Source organism: Luteolibacter pohnpeiensis, assembly GCF_016595435.1.
Taxonomy (GTDB): domain Bacteria; phylum Verrucomicrobiota; class Verrucomicrobiia; order Verrucomicrobiales; family Akkermansiaceae; genus Luteolibacter; species Luteolibacter pohnpeiensis.
Window position 1 is genome coordinate 1 of the sequence record NZ_JAENIJ010000169.1, and the last position, 635, is coordinate 635.

The window sequence follows — 635 nt, forward strand, 5'->3', positions numbered from 1 at the left end:
CAGAACAGTATAATTCGTTCTGACCCATATTGTATATCGCGATTTCATTGTCAATGGTGTGTATGATTGGGGTTTGAAACGTGCTGATCAATAGTTTTTTGTGCATCTCGTTCAGAAACTCTGAATTCTTGGATCGCAAAGATTTCAGGGTGGGTTTGAGAGTTGGATATGCAGCTTGGATATATACCGTACGATCCAAAATATCAGGAATAGTTGATGGTTCGCTGATCGCAGGGACCACTCCGCCAAGTCGCCTCATGGGTTTGCCCTGCCGACGATTGTGGCATGGCTGACAAGAAAGTGGAAATCCGGTTCGAGACGCAGGCGGACACGAAGGGGGCAAAGGATGCGGAAAAGGCGCTGGATCAGGTCAAGGATGCTGCAGATGACACTTCATCGGCGGTGAATCAGGTGGGCGCGGCTGCGGATGAAACCGGAGATGAGCTGAAACTCCCCGAAGCGAAGTAAGGGACGAAGTGGCTTAACCAGCTCACTGCCGAGCTGCAACGACTGGAAAAGGAGTTGCTGGATCTTCCGGTAGGCAGCAAGGGATTCGTCGATCTGGCGCAGAAGGTGAAAACCGCGCAGAAGGAATTGGAGGATGCGGAAGCAGTTGCCCGCAAGCTCGGCGGAAC

Annotated in this window: 2 protein-coding genes; one reads left to right on the forward strand and one right to left on the reverse strand. The window is 51.7% G+C overall.

All coding sequences use genetic code 11. The features are described 5' to 3' along the window. Window positions 1-259: hypothetical protein (locus JIN85_RS21535; protein ID WP_234047549.1), on the reverse strand; the 259-nt coding region annotated here is incomplete at its 3' end. 26 nt (window positions 260-285) lie between these two features. On the opposite strand from JIN85_RS21535, the gene JIN85_RS20800 reads away from it, so the two are divergent. Further along, complete coding sequence (locus JIN85_RS20800) at window positions 286-468, forward strand: hypothetical protein (protein WP_200274463.1); 183 nt, start codon at window positions 286-288, stop codon at window positions 466-468. Window positions 469-635 lie beyond the last annotated feature (167 nt).